The sequence below is a fragment of the Thioalkalivibrio sp. HL-Eb18 genome (assembly GCF_000364985.1).
GTDB lineage: Bacteria > Pseudomonadota > Gammaproteobacteria > Ectothiorhodospirales > Ectothiorhodospiraceae > Thioalkalivibrio.
This window is the reverse complement of record NZ_KB822963.1, coordinates 85,957-105,002: the sequence shown is the minus strand read 5'-3', so window position 1 is coordinate 105,002 and position 19,046 is coordinate 85,957. Positions and strand designations below refer to the sequence as shown.

Annotated in this window: 19 protein-coding genes; 12 read left to right on the top strand and 7 right to left on the bottom strand. The window is 66.3% G+C overall.

Translation table 11 applies throughout. The annotated features are described in order from the left end of the window. The first annotated feature begins 38 nt into the window (after nt 1-38). The 8 genes from mrdA (at nt 39) to lipB (ending at nt 8,239) form a co-directional block, all read left to right on the top strand. Nucleotides 39-1,919 carry a penicillin-binding protein 2 gene (gene mrdA / locus F813_RS0104445; RefSeq protein WP_017925715.1) on the top strand — a complete coding sequence of 627 codons (1,881 nt, stop codon included), beginning with the start codon at nt 39-41 and terminating at the stop codon, nt 1,917-1,919. After that, nucleotides 1,916-3,034 carry a rod shape-determining protein RodA gene (gene rodA / locus F813_RS0104440; RefSeq protein WP_017925714.1) on the top strand — a complete coding sequence of 373 codons (1,119 nt, stop codon included), beginning with the start codon at nt 1,916-1,918 and terminating at the stop codon, nt 3,032-3,034. Before mrdA ends, rodA begins: the two co-directional genes overlap by 4 nt. Further along, nucleotides 3,031-4,056: a lytic murein transglycosylase B gene (mltB, locus tag F813_RS0104435; protein ID WP_012983338.1), complete on the top strand. Its 1,026-nt coding sequence runs from the start codon at nt 3,031-3,033 to the stop codon at nt 4,054-4,056. The genes rodA and mltB overlap by 4 nt, the downstream gene beginning before the upstream one ends. After that, the gene (locus F813_RS0104430; protein ID WP_168021578.1) at nt 4,013-5,017 is read left to right on the top strand and encodes a septal ring lytic transglycosylase RlpA family protein; all 1,005 of its coding nucleotides are present in this window, start codon (nt 4,013-4,015) and stop codon (nt 5,015-5,017) included. Before mltB ends, F813_RS0104430 begins: the two co-directional genes overlap by 44 nt. A gap of 104 nt (nt 5,018-5,121) precedes the next feature. Next, on the top strand, nt 5,122-6,369 hold the full coding sequence (locus F813_RS0104425; RefSeq protein WP_017925712.1) for a D-alanyl-D-alanine carboxypeptidase family protein: 1,248 nt from the start codon (nt 5,122-5,124) through the stop codon (nt 6,367-6,369). A 12-nt stretch (nt 6,370-6,381) separates the two neighbouring features. Beyond that, nucleotides 6,382-7,266, top strand: a complete 885-nt coding sequence (locus tag F813_RS0104420; protein WP_017925711.1) for a D-amino acid aminotransferase — start codon at nt 6,382-6,384, stop codon at nt 7,264-7,266. Further along, nucleotides 7,263-7,532: a YbeD family protein gene (locus F813_RS0104415; protein ID WP_017925710.1), complete on the top strand. Its 270-nt coding sequence runs from the start codon at nt 7,263-7,265 to the stop codon at nt 7,530-7,532. Before F813_RS0104420 ends, F813_RS0104415 begins: the two co-directional genes overlap by 4 nt. Next, nucleotides 7,529-8,239, top strand: a complete 711-nt coding sequence (gene lipB / locus F813_RS0104410; protein ID WP_017925709.1) for a lipoyl(octanoyl) transferase LipB — start codon at nt 7,529-7,531, stop codon at nt 8,237-8,239. The genes F813_RS0104415 and lipB overlap by 4 nt, the downstream gene beginning before the upstream one ends. Before the next feature lie 892 nt (nt 8,240-9,131). On the opposite strand, the gene lipA is transcribed toward lipB, so the two are convergent. From lipA to F813_RS0104380, 6 genes are all read right to left on the bottom strand, one after another. After that, nucleotides 9,132-10,088 (bottom strand): lipoyl synthase, encoded by a 957-nt coding sequence (gene lipA, locus F813_RS0104405; protein ID WP_012983332.1) that lies wholly within the window; start codon nt 10,086-10,088, stop codon nt 9,132-9,134. 64 nt (nt 10,089-10,152) lie between these two features. Further along, complete coding sequence (locus F813_RS0104400) at nt 10,153-11,352, bottom strand: HDOD domain-containing protein (RefSeq protein WP_017925708.1); 1,200 nt, start codon at nt 11,350-11,352, stop codon at nt 10,153-10,155. Between the two features lie 8 nt (nt 11,353-11,360). After that, on the bottom strand, nt 11,361-12,572 hold the full coding sequence (locus F813_RS0104395) for an HDOD domain-containing protein (RefSeq protein ID WP_026148140.1): 1,212 nt from the start codon (nt 12,570-12,572) through the stop codon (nt 11,361-11,363). Nucleotides 12,573-12,667: 95 nt separating this feature from the next. Continuing rightward, nucleotides 12,668-13,252, bottom strand: a complete 585-nt coding sequence (locus tag F813_RS0104390; protein ID WP_017925706.1) for a hypothetical protein — start codon at nt 13,250-13,252, stop codon at nt 12,668-12,670. After that, nucleotides 13,249-13,653: a hypothetical protein gene (locus F813_RS0104385; RefSeq protein WP_017925705.1), complete on the bottom strand. Its 405-nt coding sequence runs from the start codon at nt 13,651-13,653 to the stop codon at nt 13,249-13,251. The genes F813_RS0104390 and F813_RS0104385 overlap by 4 nt, the downstream gene beginning before the upstream one ends. A 6-nt stretch (nt 13,654-13,659) precedes the next feature. Then, nucleotides 13,660-13,899 (bottom strand): BolA family protein, encoded by a 240-nt coding sequence (locus F813_RS0104380; RefSeq protein WP_017925704.1) that lies wholly within the window; start codon nt 13,897-13,899, stop codon nt 13,660-13,662. 232 nt (nt 13,900-14,131) lie between these two features. Here F813_RS0104380 and F813_RS0104375 point away from each other — a divergent pair, with 232 nt between their 5' ends. The 3 genes from F813_RS0104375 (at nt 14,132) to F813_RS0104365 (ending at nt 16,533) form a co-directional block, all read left to right on the top strand. Beyond that, nucleotides 14,132-14,884, top strand: a complete 753-nt coding sequence (locus F813_RS0104375; RefSeq protein ID WP_012983326.1) for an MBL fold metallo-hydrolase — start codon at nt 14,132-14,134, stop codon at nt 14,882-14,884. A gap of 96 nt (nt 14,885-14,980) precedes the next feature. Next, complete coding sequence (gene mazG / locus F813_RS0104370; RefSeq protein ID WP_012983325.1) at nt 14,981-15,808, top strand: nucleoside triphosphate pyrophosphohydrolase; 828 nt, start codon at nt 14,981-14,983, stop codon at nt 15,806-15,808. Next, nucleotides 15,805-16,533, top strand: coding sequence for a ferredoxin--NADP reductase (locus F813_RS0104365; protein ID WP_012983324.1), 729 nt, complete (start codon nt 15,805-15,807; stop codon nt 16,531-16,533). The genes mazG and F813_RS0104365 overlap by 4 nt, the downstream gene beginning before the upstream one ends. 142 nt (nt 16,534-16,675) lie before the next feature. Here F813_RS0104365 and nadB read toward each other — a convergent pair whose 3' ends face one another. After that, nucleotides 16,676-18,316, bottom strand: a complete 1,641-nt coding sequence (nadB, locus tag F813_RS0104360) for an L-aspartate oxidase (RefSeq protein WP_017925701.1) — start codon at nt 18,314-18,316, stop codon at nt 16,676-16,678. A 144-nt stretch (nt 18,317-18,460) separates the two neighbouring features. Here nadB and rpoE point away from each other — a divergent pair, with 144 nt between their 5' ends. After that, a complete protein-coding gene (rpoE, locus tag F813_RS0104355) occupies nt 18,461-19,042 on the top strand; it encodes an RNA polymerase sigma factor RpoE (RefSeq protein WP_012983322.1) in 582 nt (193 codons plus the stop codon). Nucleotides 19,043-19,046 lie beyond the last annotated feature (4 nt).

Genomic DNA, 19,046 nt, shown 5'->3' with positions numbered 1-19,046 from the left:
CGCGTGCGCGGCGTTCGTTGTTGTGGCGGTCCGCTGAAATGGCCGGGCGCGATGACTACGGACAGGAACAACAGGACCAGCAGCGGTTCGTCGTCCGTATTCTGCTGGCGCTGCTCCTGCTTGCCGCCGTTCTGCTCCTGATTGGCTGGCGCCTGTCGGGCCTTCAGGTCGGCGCGCATACCCATTTCACCACGCTGTCGGAGAATAATCGGCTGCGGGTGGAGCCGATTGCGCCCAGTCGCGGCGTGATCCGGGATCGCAATGGCCAGTTGCTGGCGGGCAACCGTGCCTCCTACCAGCTGGAGGTGACAGTCGAGCAGGCCGGCAATCTGGACGACCTCCTGGAGCGGCTGCACGACTTTGTCGATCTCTCCGACGCGGATATCGAACGTTTCCGCCGCGGCGTGCGTCAGCGCCGACCCTTCCAGCCGGTGCTGCTCAAGGCGGGCCTGGACGACACCACGGTGGCCAGGATCGCGGTCTCGCGGCACGAGTTGCCGGGCGTGGAGATCGAGGCCCGGCCGATGCGCTTCTATCCGCTCGGCGACAAGTTCTCGCATGTGGTCGGGTACGTGGGCCGGATCAACGAGCAGGACCTGGCGCGGGTGGACCGGCGTGCCTATGCCGGCAGCTCGCATATTGGCAAGATCGGCATTGAGCGCTACTACGAGGATTTGCTGCATGGCCGCCCGGGTTACCGCCAGGTAGAGGTCAATGCCCAGGGGCGGGTGATTCGCGAGCTGTCGGTAACGCCACCGGAGGCCGGTACCGACATTACCCTCACCATTGACGCGGACCTGCAGCGTGCCGCTTACCGGTCGCTGGCGGGCCGGCGGGGGGCGATTGTCGCGCTGGATCCGAACAACGGCGAGGTGCTGGCGCTGGTCAGTGCCCCGGGATTCGACCCCGAGATGTTCGTGCACGGCATCTCCCAGGCCGCCTTTTCCGATCTGCAATCCGACCCCGCGCGGCCGTTGTTCAATCGCGCCCTGACCGGACAGTATCCGCCGGGTTCCACGGTCAAGCCCCTGGTAGGGCTGGCCGCGCTGGACGAGGGGATTACCACTGCGGATCGACGGATGTTCGCCCGTGGCTATTTTCAGATCCCCGGCCATGAGCGCCGCTATCGTGACTGGCGCCGGGAAGGGCATGGCTGGGTCGACATGTCGCGCGCCATCGCCGTGTCTTCCGACGTCTATTTCTACGACATTGCCCATACGATGGGGATCGACCGCATGGTACCGATGCTGGGGGCATTCGGGCTTGGGCAGCGCGTCGGTATCGATGCCACGGGCGAGCGCGCGGGCATCCTCCCCAGCCGCGACTGGAAGCGGGCCACACATGATCAGGTCTGGTTCCCCGGCGAGACCCTGATCACCGCGATTGGCCAGGGCTACATGCTGTCAACGCCGTTGCAGATGGCCGACTTCACGGCGACCCTGGCCGGGCGCGGGCAGCGTATCCAGCCTCGTCTGCTGCAATCGATGGATAATGGCAACGGCGAACTCGAACGGTTGCTGCCGCAGCCTCGCGAGCCGGTGCAGGCGGCCCCGGAGCACTGGGACACGATTCACGAGTCGCTGATCGAGGCCGTGCATGCGCGCCACGGCACCGCCTGGGGGTCGATTGGCAGCCGCCCGCCGACGAATTACCGCATCGCGGGCAAGACCGGCACTTCGCAGGTCTTCGGGCTGGGCCAGGACGAGGAGTACGACGAGGACGAGTTGCCCCGGCATCTGTGGGATCACGCCCTGTTTGTCGGCTATGCACCCGCGGATGACCCACAGATCGCGGTGGCGGTGCTGGTCGAGCACGGCGGCTCGGGCGGTCGCGTGGCGGCCCCGGTGGCCCGCGAGGTGATGGACGCCTTCCTGAAAGGTGACGCCGGAATGACACTTGACGTGCCGGAGGACGAATGATCAGCGTGACGGGTCGCGAGATGCCGCTAGGGCAGTGGGTGCTGGGGCGCCTGCGTCTGGATGGCGTGCTGCTGGTGTTGATCGGCATCCTGCTGCTGGTGGGTCTGGCGGTCCTGTTCAGTGCCTCCGGCGAGAGCATGATTGCCCTTGAGCGGCAGACCATGCGCATCGGACTCGGCGTGGCCGCGATGGTGCTGGTCGCGCAGATCCCGGTGCGTACCCTGCGGTCCCTGGCACCATGGCTGTTTGTGGCCGGTGTCGCGCTACTGTTGGCGGTCATGGTTGCCGGCGAGGTGGGCAAGGGGGCGCGGCGCTGGCTGGATCTCGGCTTCATGCGCTTCCAGCCCTCCGAGATCATGAAGCTGGCGGTGCCGATGATGGTCGCCTGGTACCTGTCCACTCGCAACGACCGCCCGCATTTCCGCGACCTGCTGGTGACGGTGCCACTGATCCTGGTTCCAGTGTTTCTGATCATGCGCCAGCCGGACTTGGGGACTGCGATGCTGGTGGGTGCGGCCGGTTTCCTGGTGATCTTCCTGGCGGGGCTGAGCTGGCGCTGGTTTGTCGGGCTGGGGCTGGCCGCGGCCGCTGCGATCCCGGCATTATGGCTGCAGATGCATGACTACCAGCGCCAGCGGGTGCTGACCCTGTTCAATCCGGAGTCGGACCCGCTGGGGACCGGTTATCACATCATTCAGTCCAAGATTGCGATCGGCTCCGGCGGGCTGTACGGCAAGGGCTGGCTGAACGGCACGCAGTCGCAGCTCGACTTTCTGCCCGAGCGTTCCACGGATTTCATTTTTGCGGTATACGCCGAGGAATTCGGGTTTATCGGTGTCGCACTCCTGTTGTTGCTGTATTTTGCGATCGTGGCGCGCGGGCTGTGGATCTCGGCCCTGGCCCAGGATCGTTTCGCCCGTTTGCTGGGCGGCAGCCTGGCGCTGACTTTCGCCGTCTACATGGTGGTCAATATCGCCATGGTGACAGGGCTTCTGCCCGTGGTCGGTGTGCCGCTTCCGCTGGTGAGCTACGGCGGTACATCATTGGTGACGCTTATGGTCGCCTTCGGTATTCTCATGAGCATCGCGTCGCAAAAGCGCCTGGTGAATCGATGACCCTGAATCTGCGCCCTCTGGGCACCCTTCGTTCCCTCCTCCTGCAGGCCGGGTTGATCCTGTCACTGGGGGCCTGCTCTCTGTCGAACGTCTCGGGGTCCGAGTTTCGCGCTGGCGACCCGCCCTACCTGGAGCGCGAGGAGGTGCAGGCCTTTATCGACGAACAGGTCGAGGCGGGTATGGATCGTGACGAACTGGAGGGCCTGTTCGCCGAGGCCGACCCCCAGCAGCGGATCCTCGACCTGATCTCGGCGCCCGCCGAGGCGCGTCCCTGGAAGGACTATCGCCCGATTTTCGTGAACGAGCTGCGCATCGAGCGTGGCGAGCGCTTCATGGAAGAGCAGGCCGAGACGCTGGCCCGTGCCGAGGAAACCTTTGGCGTCGAACAGGAAATGATTACCGCCATCATCGGTGTGGAGACCAACTACGGGCGCAACACCGGGGGCTTCCGCGTGTTCGATGCGCTGGTCACGCTGGGCTTTGACTACCCGCCGCGTGCGGATTTCTTCCGCAGTGAACTGGGCCAGTTCCTGACCCTGGTGCAGGAGGAGGGCCTGGATGTCCGCGAGACTCGGGGCTCCTACGCCGGGGCCATGGGACGCGGACAGTTTATCTCCTCGAGCTATCGCCACTATGCAGTGGACTTCGACGGCGATGGCCGCCGCGATCTGCTCAATTCGTGGCCGGATGCCATCGGCAGTGTGGCCAACTACTTCCGCGAGCACGGCTGGCAGACCGGCGAGCCGGTGGTGGCGCGGGCGCGGGTCGAGGGCGATGCCCACGAGGAACTGATCAGCCGCAATTTCCAGGCGCGCTTTGACCTCGACGAGCTTGCCGAGCACGGTATTTATCCCGACGAGTCCGTGGCCGAGGACGGGAAGTACTCGTTTATTCGTCTCGAGGGCGAGGACGGCTACGAGTACTATCTTGGTTACCCCAATTTCTATGTGATCACCCGTTATAACCGGAGCCCGCTGTATGCGATGGCCGTCCACCAGCTGGCCGAGGCCTTTGCCCAGTAACCGGTGCCGCCCTGGCGCGGTCGTCGCCGCGCCGGCGGTGTTGTTCGCGCTGGCGCTGGCGGGGTGCTCGTCGACCCCCGACCGCGAGGCAGACCCGGACCGCCCGCTGGGCGATGCGGCCTATGACGCCTACCCGGACCCGGAGGATGTCCCGCAGGATCTGGCCCTGATCCCCGACGCGGTGCCGACCGACGAGCCCCCGAGTCGCTACGGGAACCCGCCCGAGTACGAGGTCTTCGGGCAGCGTTACCGTACCCTGCGCACCAGCACCGGGTTCGAGGAAGAGGGCCTGGCCTCCTGGTACGGAACCAAGTTCCACGGCCGGCGCACCTCCAGCGGGGAACCCTACGACATGTATGCGATGACGGCAGCCCACAAGACACTGCCGCTGCCGACCTATGTCGAGGTCGTGAACCTGGAGAACGACCGCCGCGTGATTGTGAGGGTCAACGATCGCGGGCCCTTTGTGGACGAGCGCATCATCGACCTCTCCTATGCCGCGGCGCATCGGTTGGACATGACCGACGCCGGTGTGGCCCCGGTGCGCATTCGTGCCGTGGGGCCGGAAGACGTCGATTCGCCGCGTGTGGCCGAATCGCGCCCGCCAGTGCCGGAACCCATCGAGCTGGCCGAGGCCAGACAGGGGGGCGGCAGCAGCCCCGTTGCGGCATCCTCTGATGACGCGCGCGCTGCTACCGCAGCGAATGCCCCAGAGGCCGCCGCGAACAATGGCCGCTGGGTGCAGGTCGGGGCGTTTTCCGAACGCCGAACGGCGGAGGAGATCCAGCGCGATCTGGAGGCCCTCGGATTCGAGTCGGTCGAGATCTCGACGCTGGAACGCGACGAGCAGGCGGATCTGCATCGGGTGCGCATCGGCCCGCTGGAAGAGGTCGAGCTGCAGGAGGCGACCGAGCGCCTGCAGGAGGCCGCCCATGTCGACTACCGCATCGTCGACGACTGACGCCCACTATCGCTCAGTTTTTGGTCCGACGGGCCCGTTTGCATTCATGTGCGCGGGCCCGGTCTGCTATCGTTAGCCATCTCTACAGGAGGCCTCGAATCACCATGATCCCCCCGCTTCATTCTGTCGCCCGCCGCGCCCTGATGACCCTCTCCCTGGCGGTGTGCGTTGCCGCCATGCCGGCGATGGCGGACGAACCCCTGCCGGTTCCGGGCAGTGGTGGGGCGATGCCGAGCGGGATCCCCAGCCCGCCCTCTGACGTGACGGCGAAAAGCTATGCGTTGATGGACTTCGATTCCGGTCTGATGCTGGCCTCGCGCGAGGCGGATGTTGACCGCGAGCCGGCCAGCCTGACCAAGTTGATGACGGCCTACGTCGTGTTTGGCGAAATCCGCGACGGGCGGCTGGGGCTCGAGGATACGGTCACGATCAGCGAGCGGGCCTGGCGCACGGGCATGCGGGGCGCGTCGCGCATGTTCATCGAGGTTGGCGACGAGGTGAAGGTCGAGGACCTGCTGCGCGGGATGATCATCCAGTCCGGGAACGATGCCTCCACCGCGCTGGCCGAGGCCGTGGCCGGTTCCGAAGGGGCGTTCGTCGACATGATGAACAGCCAGGCGCGTGAACTCGGGATGATGAACTCGTATTTCACCAACTCGCACGGGCTGCCGTCCGACGAGCCGCAGTCGACCTCCGCTCAGGATATGGCGCTGCTGGCGCGGGCGCTGATTCGGGAGTTCCCCGACCTTTACGGCTATTACAGCGAGCGCTCGTTCGAGTTCAACGATATCTCGCAGAGCAATCGGAACATGCTCCTGTGGCGTGACGCCGGTTTCGATGGCCTGAAGACCGGCTGGACCTCATCGGCGGGATACAACCTGGTCTCGTCGGCGAAGCGCAGCGACCGCCGGCTGATCGCCGTGGTGCTGGGGATCGAGGCCTCCAATCACCAGGAGGGCGGCACGCGCCGGGCTAACGAGTCTCAGGCCCTGGTCAACTGGGGCATGCGCTTTACCGAGCCGCAGCGCCTGTTCGAGGCCGGTACGCAACTGGGCAGCCCGCGCGTCTATCGTGGTGCGGATAGCGAGGTGTCCGTCGGGCTTGCCGAGGACTTCTGGGTGATCGTGCCCCCGGGTCGTGGTGACAACATCGAGGCCACAATGGAGCTGAACCAGCCGCTGGAAGCGCCCCTGGCCGCAGGGGCCGCGGTGGGCGAGGTGCAGGCTCGCCTGAATGGCGAGTTGATCGGGCAGCAGCCGGTCGTCGCCCTTGAAGAGGTGGAGGAGGGCGGACTGATGCGGCGCCTGTGGGATGGTGCTGCCCTGTCGTTGCGCTCGGTCTGGCCGTTCTGATTCGGAGCGAGTGTGAGCGTTGCGTATTTCAATGGTGAGTTCATGCCGCTCGAATCCGTGCGGATCTCCCCGCTGGATCGCGGGTTTCTGTTCGGGGACTCGGTCTACGAGGTGATTCCCAGCTACGCCGGCCAGTTGTTTCTGCTGACGGAACACCTGGAGCGACTGCAGCGCTCGCTGGACGCCATCCGCCTCGAATCGCCGCTGTCGCTCGACCAGTGGCGGGCTATGCTGGAAGAGCTCGTCCGGCGCAACGAGGGGGATGAGCCCATCGATCTCGGCCTGTACCTGCAGGTCACGCGCGGGGTTGCCCCGCGCGACCACGCCTTTCCCGCCGTCGGACCGCCCACGGTCTTTGCGATGGCGAATCCGATCGCGCCCCTGCCGGACACGACCCGCCAGGCCGGGGTCGCGGCAGTGACGGGGCCCGATACGCGCTGGTCGCGCTGCGACATCAAGGCCACTACGTTGCTGGCCAACGTGCTCGCGCGTCAGGAGGCGCGTGAACAGGATGCGGTCGAGGCCATCCTGCTGCGGGACGGACAGGTGACGGAGGGTGCGGCCAGCAATGTGTTCGCTCTGGTGGACGGCACGCTGGTGACACCACCGCTGGCAGCATCGCTGCTCCCGGGGGTAACAAGGGACCTGGTCCTGCGCCTGGCTGCTCAGTGTGGTCTCGATGTCGTGGAGCGCGATCTGTCCGAGTCCGAGTTGCGTGCGGCCGACGAGATCTGGCTGACCAGTTCCACCAAGGAGGCCCTGCCGGTTTGTCGGCTCGACGGCCATCCGGTCGGAGCCGGGGTCCCGGGGCCGGCCTGGAAGGCCATTCATGCCGCGTATCAGCAGGCAAAGTGCGACACTCACCCGTCCCGGACGGCGGTCGAGGGGTGCGCATGACAGACGAACGCGAAAGTCTGATCGAGTTTCCCTGTCGTTTTCCGATCAAGGTCATGGGGGACTCGCACCCGGAACTCCTGGAGGCCGTGGAGGCTTGCGTGGCCGAGCATGTGCCGGACCCGGACGATGCCGTGATCCAGCAGCGCGCGTCCAGCGGCGGGCGCTTCGTCGGCATTACCATCACCTTCACCGCGACCAGTCAGGCCCAGCTCGACGACCTCTACCGGGCCCTGGGACGCTGCGACCGGGTCCGCATGATCCTGTGATTGCCCCGATCGTACCCGGGCCCGCGGTCCGTTTTCTGGGTACACAGCCCTATGTGCCTGTCTGGCAGGCCATGCAGCTTCAGGCCCGGGAGCGGAATGCGGCCCGGGCAGACGAGTTCTGGTGCGTCGAACATCCCCCTGTTTTTACCCAGGGACGTAATGGCCGCGCCGAGCATCTTCTGGATCCCGGTGCGACGCCGGTTGTGGCGATCGATCGCGGCGGGCAGGTGACCTGGCACGGCCCCGGGCAGTTGGTCGTCTACACGCTGGTGGATCTGCCGCGCCTGGGCATCGGGGTTCGGCGCCTGGTCGAGGGCCTGGAGCAGGCGGTGATGGATACGCTCGCGCAATGGGGCATCCGCGCGCAGCGGCGGGAGAAGGCGCCGGGGGTGTATGTCGACGGGGCCAAGATTGCGGCGCTGGGTCTGCGCATCCGGCACGGGCGCAGCATCCACGGGCTGGCGCTGAACATCGCCCCAGACCTGGCGCCGTTTCAGCGCATGAACCCTTGCGGCTATTCAGGCCTCGCTGCGACCTCCATGCAGCATCTTCTCGGCTCGTTGGATGCCACCCGCGTCCGCGAGCAGCTGCTCGCCCACCTGACCGCGCAGTTGTTTCCCGCCGAGGTGGCGAGCATCCGGCATGAACCCTCTTTGCCGCCTGAGCTCGTCCGTATTCTGGCGCTGGGGCGTTGTCCCACGTCCTGAGGCTGGGCCTGGTTCGTCCTCTGGAGTTTACGGTGGCTTCGGCCGACTGCCTGCCTGCGCTGTCTCGCCAGCGCGCCGCGCCCGTTGTTGATCAACAACTGGCTTTCTTGCTTGCCCAAGAAAGTACCCGTCGAGGCGCACCCGGATTCCGCCCGGGGACCTTGCTCCAGGGTCCTCGGGCCGGCGGCGCTGAAACTCGCTGCGCCTTTGGCTCCGCTCAGACAGTCAGCGCCCCCGTTTCTATTTTGAATCGTCCGTCCCGAGGACCCTTCCGCAAGGGGCTTCATACGGGGGGGATGAAGGTCAAAACAAAAGTATCCCCATGCCTGCAGCCAACTCCAACGCCGTAGGGTGCGGTTGAGCGCAGCGAAACGCACCGTTCCGACGTCGGGGCAACCCTGATGCGATTCGCTACGCTCATCGGCATCCTACCCACCCCTTGGCGCCCGCTCGCGGGCGCGGCACGCCATGGCCGAAGGCCGAGCGTGCCTAAAATGTCGGAAGATCCAGCCTCCATCCATGTGCTACGTCGCTGGGACAGCCGTTGTTTGGACCTTCACCCCCGTTGTCGTCGCGCCGAGTGGAGAGGGTTTTCGCGGGAAGAGAGGCGCTGACTGTCTGAGCGGAGCCGAAGGCGTAGCGAGTTTCAGCGCCGCCCGCGAAAACCCTCGGAGCGAGGGAAACCCCGGCCCGCATAGCGGGCCGGGGTCGCGGCAGTCGGGCGTGTTTCTTGGTTACTTCTTTGCACGAGCAAAGAAGTAACTCGGGGCGCGCTGCCGAGACAGCGCTTGGCAGGCGGCCGGACGAAGCCACCGCAAACACCGGATGCCGAATCAGGCCTAACTCTCAGGACGTGGGACGACGCCCCAGTGGCAGAGTACGGCAGGGCGGGTCAGGCGGTTTCGAGGCCCTGGGCCTGGAGGTCGGCGTGGTAGGACGAGCGGACCATGGGCCCGCTGGCCACCTGCTTGAAGCCCATTTCGCGCGCGGCTTCGCCAAGATCGTCGAACTCCTCCGGGGCCAGGAAACGCGTGACCGGCAGGTGGTGGCGCGAGGGCTGCAGGTACTGGCCCAGGGTCAGCATGTCGCAGCCGTGTTCACGAAGGTCCGCCAGGACCTCCAGCAGTTCCTCGCGGGTCTCGCCCAGCCCGAGCATCAGGCCGGACTTGGTCGGCACCCCGGGGTGCTGTTCGCGGAAGCGCTTCAGTAGTTCCAGTGACCACTGATAGTCGGCGCCGGGACGCGCCTCGCGGTAAAGCCGCGGGATCGTCTCGAGGTTGTGGTTGAAGACGTCCGGCGGGGCCTGGTGCATGATCTCCAGCGCCCGGTCCATGCGGCCGCGGAAGTCGGGCACCAGGATCTCGATCTTCGTGGTCGGATTCAGGGTGCGGACCTCGCGGATGCAGTCCACGAAGTGGCCGGCGCCACCGTCACGCAGGTCGTCGCGATCCACCGAGGTGATGACCACGTACTTCAGGCCCAGCGCCTGGATGGTCTCCGCCAGGTGGCGAGGCTCGTCCGGGTCCAGGGCCTCGGGGCGGCCATGCGCGACGTCGCAGAACGGGCAGCGGCGGGTGCAGATGTCACCCATGATCATGAAGGTGGCGGTGCCGTGGGCGAAGCATTCGCCGAGGTTCGGGCAGCTCGCCTCTTCGCAGACGGTGTGTAGCTTCTGGTCGCGCAGGATGCGCTTGATGCGCTGCACCTCGGGCCGGGCCTGGCTCTGGGCACGGATCCACTTCGGTTTGCGCTGCGGCTGCTCGGTCGGGCGGATCTTGACCGGGATGCGCGCGACCTTGTCGGCGGCGCGTTGTTTTTCGCCAGGTTGGGGGCGGGTTCGAGTATCCATATGTCTTCCCTGAGTGGGTTGCGGTCGCCCCGCCAGTGCCGGGGCGATAGCAGCGCGATCGGGGTCAGGCGACCTCGCGGATCAGCGCATCGATTTCGCGGCGGGCCGTGTCGATTGCAGGCAGCTGCCCGTCGTTGTCGAGCACGAAGCCGAATCGGGTCACGGCGTTTAACTCGGCGAGTGGCGTGCGGTCCACCAGGGCATCGTCGCCGTCGCGCGTGCAGGCGCTGCGAGCGATGCGCACGATGTCCGTCAGCGGTGCTGCCGTGGCCGTTTCCGGACCGCCGGATTCGCGAATGGCCTCCATGATATCGGATGCCAGACCCCATTGTTGGGCAACCAGTTCGCCGATCAGGCCTTCCAGGCGATAGAGGATGCGTTCGATGTCCTCGGCACTGCGGTCGGGGTGGCTGCGGGCGACCTCGCCGATGATGGGCAATGCGCCGACGCGATGCAGCAGGCCGGCCAGCAGGGCCTTTTGGGGATCGACTGCCTCGCTCTGGTCAGCCAGCACGCAGCTGATGGCCGCGATTCGGGCCGAACGGCGCCACAGGCGTTCCAGCAGGCCGTGGTAAGGGCTGCCGCGCTGGATGAAGACCTGGTGCGCGGCGAGCGCCATCACCAGTTGGCGGGTCCGTTCCAGGCCGAGGCGGGAGACCGCATCGGCCAGCCGCGAGACCTCGCGCTGACTCCCCATTGCCGGGCTGTTGGCCACCGACAGCAGGCGCGCGGCGACACTGGGGTCTTCCTCGATGATGCGGGTGACCCGCTCGATATCGACGTCCGGGTCTTTCAGCGCCGCCTGCAGGTGCAGCGCCACTTCCGGCAACTGCGGCAGTTGCAGTTCGCCGGAGAAGGCGCGGGTGTAGATGCCGGTGAACAGCTCCCCTTCGAGGTCGGACAGCTCGATCTCGCTGACTTCCACGCCTTCGCGTGCACCGTCGATCAGGTTCTCGTAAACCTTTCGGTCGAACAGGGCGATACGCCCGCTACTCGCCGCGATCGCGTGGCTGTGGTAGTCGCGTTCATTGAACAGCGGGTTCAGGGATTCCGGGCTGCCGCCCTTGAGGATGACCGACTGGCCGTCGTCAGACAGGATTACCCGGCCTTCAAGTAGAAAGATCAGATGGCGCCATTCGTCACGCGCATGCAGTTTCAGACCGGGCTTGATATCCAGGGTGCTGGCGTGCTGGAGGAGTTTGTGGTGCGCGCGCTCGCCGAGGTCGGCGAACGGGACCAGTTGTGGAAGACGTTCCTCGAGCACCAGCGCCTCTACATATCAAAGAGTTTTTGCAATTCCGCCAGGTCGGCGGATCGGGCCTCCAGGAATGCGATCGGTTCCCCGGGGGCGGGGGCATCGATGCCCAGGAGTTCGAAAGCCTTGACCTCGGACGGGGGCGGCAGTTCTTTGCCCTCGGCCTGCAGCGCGGCGTACTGGGCGACCAGCGCGATACTGGCATAGTCGGGCTCCGCCGGCCGGTAGCTCCAGTCGCTGCTGTGTTCTGCGACGTTGACCAGGTCTCCGCCCAGGTCCCAGTAGTTGATAACCAGCACGCCGGCCAGATTGCGCAGGCGGCGAACCAGACGGGCGACACGCTCGGGCTCCGGGTGATCCTCGCGGACCTCGATGAACTGGATGATCGGGACGGCCCCGATGCCGGCCACCAGGCCGGCGAGCAACGCGCGCTCACGGTCCAGCAGCTTCAGGGAGTCGGCCACCAGATAGGCATAGGCCGATTGCAGTACCCCGTGTTGCCAGACCGCCTCCATGGCTTCGCGCGTGGTGGCGTGGCGCGCCTTGAAGGCCTGCCGCATGGCCATGTTCATGGCCAGCATGCGGGTATTGCGAAAGCCCAGACGCGTCACCGCGTCACGTACCGACTGGATCTGTTGCGCGCCGCGGAACAGGGGGCTGTTCGTGGCGTGCAACAGGGCCCCGGCGATGGTCCCGTCGCGCTGAATGACATCGGTCAGCTTGTCGATGTCCGCGTCTGGATCCTTGGTCAGCTCCTGGATGCGCAGGGCGACCTCGGGCATGGTTGGCAGCTCCAGACGATTGCTGGTGATCAGGTCGTACAGCTCGCCGAAAAAGGCACCTTCCGTATCATCCAGCTCGGTGTCGTGCATCACCAGCGAGGCACTGTGGGCCTGCTCCAGCGCCCCTGTGGGCACCTCCAGCATGCGGCAGGCCTTTTCGGTGATGATGAAATCGTGCTGGCCGGCCCCGCCGTCGAACATCTGCAGCGGCGGCTCGCCGTCGCCATCGCCCATGGTGATGCGCGAAGGGGTGCCGCCGCTGACGCGTACCAGTTGCCCGCTCAGCAGGAACAGGTGCCGGTCCGCGACGTCCTGCGGACGCAGGCGCTTGCCGGCGGGCAGCTCCGGGCTGGCGCATGCCTGGGCCAGTTCCGCACGGGCGGACTCCGACAGGTGCGCGGTGAGGTCCATTTCCTGGAGCAGACTGTCGATGGTCGTCGTGTCCATGAGCGATTCCGTTGCCTGTGTTTCGATCATTCCCTGGTCCGGGCGGGGCGCCAGTGGGTTCGTGTCTCCCCGGGTCGCTGTGCCCGGCCGCGCAATCACCGCAGTGGATCTTGCCGGGTATTTTGCGGGGGAGTCGCGTCTTGTGACGTGGATCTCAGTGTAGCATCCCGTGCTGGTTCAAGGCCCCCGCGACAGGCGAAGGAGGGGCGTTCGTGCGAGTCGACCAGGCCTTCGGCACGCAGGAAGGCCCGCGCATCGTCGGCGTCCTCGTCAAACCAGCGTGCGGTCGATCCCAGGCGGAAGCTGTAGCCCCAGGCGTCCATGTCCCGCATCAGGCGCTCGCGACCCACTCCGGGCAGGGCATCGGCGAGCAGGATCTGCAGATAGCACACCCCGCATTCCTCCAGATCATCGCCGCCGGCATTGGTGTGCAGAGTCGCGCGGCGCTCGGGTTCCATGCAGATCAGGTGTGCGGCCTCGTGCAGAGCCGAGTGCAGCGGGGTGTCCGGGCGCACATGCACGGCCAGCCCGATGATCCCGGCCTCGGGCTCGCCCCACCAGGTCCCGGGCAGCGTGGCACCGGGCGGATGCATCACCAGTTCCAGCCCGTAGCGTTCGAGCAGCTCCCGCAGCGGGGTCTCGATGGCGGGATCGCCGCATTCAAGAACGCTTGGGCTCATGGGTCAGAGTTGCCGGGCAGGGCCTGGGTGTGGGCGCGGCTGCGGCGCGGGCATTCCTCCGGGTGCTCGCGGCACCAGGCATCCACCCGTTCGGCAAGGTCGTCCTGAAAGCACAGGAGGTAGAAGCGGGCCTGCTCGCGGTTGGCGATGGCCGGTCGCCCGAGGGCGTCGACCACGCCGGTGCGCAATGCGGCGATGATTGCGTTGGCGGCCTTTTTCTGCGGCCAGGCGGTGATTTGTTCCCACGCCGCGGGGCTGAAATACAGCCGGAGCAGGTCCGGGCGCGTGGTCAGCAGCATGCGCGTTACATTACGCAGGGTCGTCTCGGCCTCGCCCCAGTCGTGAACCAGGCCGCCCTCCAGCAGGCGTTCAATCTCCTCGCGGCCCTTGGGCGAGAGCATTGCGTGCTAGGCGCCCGCGGCTTCTTCCGGCGTCAGGGCGCGGATGGACAGCGCATGGACCTCGCCGGAGTCGATCTGGTCGCGCACCGTCGCGTAGACGGTCTGGTGCTTCTTGACCTTGTTCATCCCGGCGAACTGCGGGCTGACGACCAGGGCCTCGAACTTGCCCTCGCCCCCGGTCACTTCGACCTTCTCGGCCTCCGGCAGGCCGGCGCGGATGAGTTCGGCCACTTGATTGGCTTCCATGGTGAGTCCTTGATGTCGATGTGTATGTCGGCAGAGGCCGCATGATAGCCAGTGGCGTGTCACGACAGAAGGGCGGGGCGGGCCGGGCGCGGGAACTCGTGGTCGCCGTGAGGTTCCGAATCGGAACAATGGCGCACGCCGCATGTGCCCGGTTGGTGCGTGAACCGGCCGCCGGTTAGCATCGAGCCATGTACCCCAATGGACCGGCCCTTGTGGCCACGGAGGACACCGCATGATTTTCAAGCAGCTGTTCGAGGATGAATCGTCCACCTACACCTATCTGCTGAGCTGCCCGGATACGGGCAAGACCGCGCTGATCGATCCGGTCATCGAGACCGTGGACCGCGACCTGCGTGTGTTGCAGGAGATGGGGCTGAGCCTCGACTACGCGATCGAGACGCACATCCACGCCGACCACATCACCGGCGGCAAGATGCTGCGCGAGCGGACGGGCTGCCAGCTGGCCGGCCCGGCGCTGGACGAGCTGCCCTGCCGTGACGTCGACCTGCGCGAGGGCGAGCCCTTCCAGGTGGGGAATCTGGTGATTAACCCGCTGTTTACGCCAGGGCATACCGATACCCATCACGCCTATCTGATGGATCACGTCGGCCTGAAGATGCTGTTCTCGGGTGATGCTTTGCTGATCGAGGCCTGCGGCCGCACCGATTTTCAGTCGGGTGACGCCAAGACCCTGTACCGGTCGATCCACGACAAGTTCTTTACCCTGCCAGACGAGACGCTGGTGTATCCGTGCCACGACTACGAGGAGCGTCAGATCACCACCATCGGGCAGGAGAAGATGCGCAACCCGCGCCTGGGCAAGAACAAGCCCGAGGCCGAGTTCATCAAGATCATGGAGGAGATGGACCTGCCGTATCCGAAGAAGATCGACTGGGCGCTGCCCGGCAACGAGGGCTGCGGGATCTGTCCGGACAACCTGCCGGACGAGAAAAAGCGCCTCTGCGAGCCGGATCAGCAGGGCTGACCGAGGGTGGCGGGGCCGATTGCACGGCCCTGACACTGGCATCGGGGTGTGGTGGGCGGTTTTGCCTGCCCACCGGACCCCTTAGACTCCACCCTCATGAGGAATACCAACCCCGTGGAGCGCCTGCGCGCGATCATGGCGCGCCTGCGTGATCCCGAGCAGGGCTGTGCCTGGGACCGGGCGCAGACGGCCCAGACCATCGTGCCCCACACACTCGAGGAGGCCTTCGAGCTGGCCGACGCGATCGCTCGCGACGATGGCCGCGAGGCGGCCAGTCGCGAGCTGCGCGACGAACTGGGCGATCTTCTCTTTCAGGTGGTCTTTCAGGCACGGATCGCGGAGGAGGCGGGGCGCTTTGACCTCGATGACATCGCCCGTGCGATCGGCGACAAGCTGGTGCGGCGCCACCCGCATGTATTCGCCGATGCCGAATACTCGGATGATGCCGCCCGCGAGGCGGCCTGGGAGTCGGCCAAGGCCGAGGAGCGCGCCGCGCGCGACCACCACAGTGCGATGGACGATATCCCGCTGGCGATGCCGGCCCTGGCCCGTGCCGCCAAGACCCAGCGCCGCGCGGCCCGGCTGGGCTTCGACTGGGACGACCCGGCCCCGGTGCTGGAGAAGATCCACGAGGAACTGGACGAGGTCCGCGAGGAGTTGGCCGGCGACGCCGATCCCGAGCGCGTGGCCGAGGAGATCGGCGATCTGCTGTTTGCCGTGACCAACTGGGCGCGCCACCTGGGGGTGGAACCGGAGGGCGCGCTGCGCGGGACCACGCGCAAGTTCGAGGCGCGCTTTCGTACCATGGAGGCCCTGGCCCGCGCGCATGGGCAGGCCCTTGAACAAATGGATTTCGACGCCCAGGAGGCCCTTTACCAGGAGGCCCGGCGGCGTGAACGCGACACCAACACGGACCTCGAATGACACACGCTGTTGAACTGCCCGAACACTTTATGCCGGCCCGGATCGAGGTCATCGAACAGGTCACACCGCTGATCAAGGTCTTTACCCTGTCGGCTGACCCGGCGCGCTTTTCCAGCAAGGCCGGGCAGTGGCTGGACCTGGTGATCCCGCAGCCCGCTGGCAAGCCCTTTGTCGGGGGGTATTCGGTGGTCTCCGCGCCGCGTGATGACGGGCGGCTGCAGCTCGCGATCAAGTATGCCGATCACCATCACGCCACGCATTACCTGCACACCACCGCGCGCGAGGGGGATACGGTCTATATCACCCCCGGCCAGGGCAGCTTCTTCTTCGAGCCGGGTATGGCACGGAACGTCGTGCTGCTGGGCGCGGGGATTGGGGTCACGCCGCTGTTCAGCATCCTGCGCGCGGTCAATGACGGCATGCCGGACGTCTACGCCCATCTTGTCTACAGCGTCGCCCACCAGGACGAGATGCTGTTCCCCGACGAACTGGCGCACCTGGCCAAGGCCGAGAACATCGACGTAACGCTGACCGTGACGCGCGAGGCCGAGGACTGGCTGGGCCACACCGGGCGCATCAGCCACGAGCTCCTCGAGTCCCTGAACCTGCCGCGCGACGCCCTGTTCTACTTCTGTGGTTCGCGCGAGTTCATCGAGGACATGGCCACGCTGCTGGCCGAGTGGGGAATCCCCGAGGCCCAGCTCAAGTACGAGAAGTGGTGGTAGCGCCGTAGCGCTTGCCTCCATCATTGCGAGGAGCCGCAGGCGACGCGGCAACCGCCCGAAGCTGGACGTCGCTTTGGGGTTCGCTGGCTTGCGGATACCGCTTGCTTCGTCGCGAGGCTCCTCGCAATGACGGGCGAGCAGGTTACGGCCGGCGGCGGTCGCCGGGGCGCAGGGCGTTGTCCGGGGCCAGGATCGTCGGCTGGCCGTCCAGGGCCGGGTCGGTCTCGGGGTAGTCGCGAATAAAGTGCAGCCCGCGGCTTTCCTTGCGGGACAGGGCGCTGGTCACGATGATCTCCGCGACCATGGCCAGGTTGCGCAGCTCGAGCAGGTCCGGCGAGATGCGGAAGTGGCTGTAATACTCGTGGATCTCTTCCTGCAGGATGCGGATGCGGCGCTCGGCGCGGTGCAGGCGCTCGCGGGTGCGGACAATGCCGACGTAGTCCCACATCAGGCGGCGCAGTTCGTCCCAGTCGTGGGCGACCACGACCTCTTCCTCGGATTCCGTGACCCGTGACTCGTCCCAGGCGGGTGGTACCGCGAGCTGCTCCGGCGCGGGCAGATCGGTCTGTGACAGGATGTGCTCGGCGGCGGCGCGGGCGTAGACCAGGCACTCCAGCAGCGAGTTGCTGGCCATGCGGTTGGCCCCGTGCAGACCGGTGTAGGAGACCTCGCCGGCCGCGTACAGGCCCGGCAGATCGGTCTGGCCAAAGTGGTTCACCATCACCCCGCCACAGGTGTAGTGCGCGGCCGGCACCACCGGCAGCGGTTCGCGAGTCATGTCGAAGCCGAACTCCAGGCAGCGCTCGTGGATCGTCGGGAAGTGTTCGCGGATGAACTCTGCTGGCTTGTGACTGATGTCCAGGTTCACGTGATCCAGGCCGAGGCGTTTCATCTCGTGGTCGACCGCGCGCGCGACGATGTCGCGCGGGGCCAGTTCCGCGCGCTCGTCGAAGCGCGGCATGAAGCGCTCGCCGTCGGGGAGTAACAGCAGTCCACCCTCGCCACGTACCGCCTCGGAGATCAGGAACGATTTGGCGCGCGGGTGGAACAGGCAGGTTGGGTGGAACTGCATGAACTCCATGTTCGCGATGCGGCAGCCGGCCCGCCAGGCCATTGCGATCCCGTCGCCGGTGGCGCCATCGGGGTTGGAGCTGTACAGATAGACCTTGCTCGCGCCGCCGGTCGCCAGGATCACGGTTGGGGCGAGGATGGTCTCCACTTCGCGGGTCTTGGCGTCCTGCACATAGGCGCCGATCACGCGCCGGGTGCCATCCACGGGCTGGGTGATCAGGTCCACTGCCACGTGGCGCTCGAAGACCTCGATGCTGGCCTGCCCGGAGGCGCTCTTCACGAGGGCGTCCTCAATCGCGCGGCCGGTCGCATCGGCCGCATGGGCGACGCGCCGGGCGCTGTGCCCCCCCTCGCGCGTCAGGTGCAGCCGGCTGCGCCCCTCCAGGGCCTCGCGCGTGAACGGCACGCCGAGGTTCAGCAGCCACTGGATCGCCTCGGGGCCGGCGGCCACGGTGCGGCGTACGGCGTCCGGATCGCACAGGCCGGCCCCCGCATCCAGGGTGTCGGCGATATGGGCATCGAACGAGTCGGCGCGGTCGAGAACAGCGGAGATGCCGCCCTGGGCATAGCGGGTCGAGCCTTCGTCCACCGGGCCCTTGCTGATCACGGTTACGCGGCGATGGGGGGCCAGATGCAGGGTGGCGGAGAGCCCCGCCGCGCCACTCCCGATGACCAGTACGTCGGCCAGGCGAGGTTGTTGTACTGTTCCCATGGCTCAGGTAACGTGCTGCGCTTGTTGCCCGAGCAAATCGTGGCCCTTTCGCAACAGTGTTGTGCGGAAAGCGAACTTAATGCGAGTCAGGCGGTCCATGCATCATAGATTACCGGAGACCGGTGCCCTGGCGGGAGCCCCCGCATGAGCGAGAAGGCTTCCGACGAGGCCCTGGTCAAACGCGTACAAAACGGCGACAAGGCGGCTTTCGACATCCTGGTGCTGAAGTATCAGCACAAGATCATCAATCTGGTCGGGCGCTATGTGCATGATCAGGCTGCAGCCCTGGATGTGTCCCAGGAGGCCTTTATCAAGGCGTACCGGGGGCTGGCGAACTTTCGCGGCGAGAGTGCGTTCTACACCTGGCTCTACCGTATCGCCATCAATACGGCCAAGAACTACCTGGTTTCCCAGGGACGGCGGCGGCCGGAGGCCGAAGTCGACGCACAGGACGCGGAACAGATGAGCGGTGATTCCGCTCTCAAGGACAATGCAACCCCGGAGGGGGAGCTCTTGTCCGAGGAGATAGAAGGCGCGGTGCAGCGCACCATCGAGAAACTGCCCGACGACCTTCGCATGGCGATTATGCTGCGCGAAATCGAGGGACTGAGTTACGAAGAAATCGCGCAGACGATGGGATGTCCGATCGGTACCGTACGGTCGCGCATCTTCAGGGCCCGCGAGGCCATCGACCGGACCTTGCGTCCTTTGTTAGACGAAGAATGACGAG